General features: G+C 53.3%; 1 protein-coding gene. It reads left to right on the forward strand.

The window, feature by feature from the left end; genetic code table 11:
* Window positions 1–62: 62 nt before the first annotated feature.
* The coding region (tuf, locus tag FE839_RS24505; protein WP_138363275.1) for an elongation factor Tu at window positions 63–1,050 on the forward strand (988 nt) is incomplete at its 3' end.

Below are 1,050 nucleotides of genomic sequence, written 5' to 3' on the forward strand. Positions count from 1 at the left end.
GGTATGTTGCCTGGTTGATGTGGTGATATCACCGATTTATCCGTGTCTTAGAGGGACAATCGATGTCTAAAGAAAAATTTGAACGTACAAAACCGCACGTCAACGTCGGTACTATCGGCCACGTTGACCATGGTAAAACTACCCTGACTGCTGCCATCACTACCGTACTGGCTAAAACCTACGGCGGTGCCGCTCGTGCTTTCGACCAGATCGATAACGCGCCGGAAGAAAAAGCACGTGGTATCACCATCAACACTTCTCACGTTGAATATGACACCCCGACTCGCCACTACGCGCACGTAGACTGCCCGGGCCACGCCGACTATGTTAAAAACATGATCACCGGTGCTGCGCAGATGGACGGCGCGATCCTGGTTGTTGCTGCGACTGACGGCCCGATGCCGCAGACCCGTGAGCACATCCTGCTGGGTCGTCAGGTAGGCGTTCCGTACATCATCGTGTTCCTGAACAAATGCGACATGGTTGATGACGAAGAGCTGCTGGAACTGGTTGAGATGGAAGTGCGTGAGCTGCTGTCTCAGTACGATTTCCCGGGCGACGACACGCCGATCGTTCGTGGTTCTGCTCTGAAAGCGCTGGAAGGCGATGCAGAGTGGGAAGCGAAAATCATCGAACTGGCTGGCTACCTGGATTCTTACATCCCGGAACCAGAGCGTGCGATTGACAAGCCGTTCCTGCTGCCGATCGAAGACGTATTCTCCATCTCCGGTCGTGGTACCGTTGTTACCGGTCGTGTAGAGCGCGGTATCATCAAAGTAGGTGAAGAAGTTGAGATCGTTGGTATCAAAGACACGCAGAAATCAACCTGTACTGGCGTAGAAATGTTCCGCAAACTGCTGGACGAAGGCCGTGCCGGTGAGAACGTTGGTGTTCTGCTGCGTGGTATCAAACGTGAAGAAATCGAACGTGGTCAGGTTCTGGCTAAGCCGGGCTCAATCAAGCCGCACACCAAGTTCGAATCTGAAGTGTACATTCTGTCCAAAGACGAAGGCGGCCGTCATACTCCGTTCTTCAAAGGCTACCGTCCAC

The sequence above is a fragment of the Klebsiella indica genome, assembly GCF_005860775.1.
Lineage (GTDB): Bacteria > Pseudomonadota > Gammaproteobacteria > Enterobacterales > Enterobacteriaceae > Klebsiella > Klebsiella indica.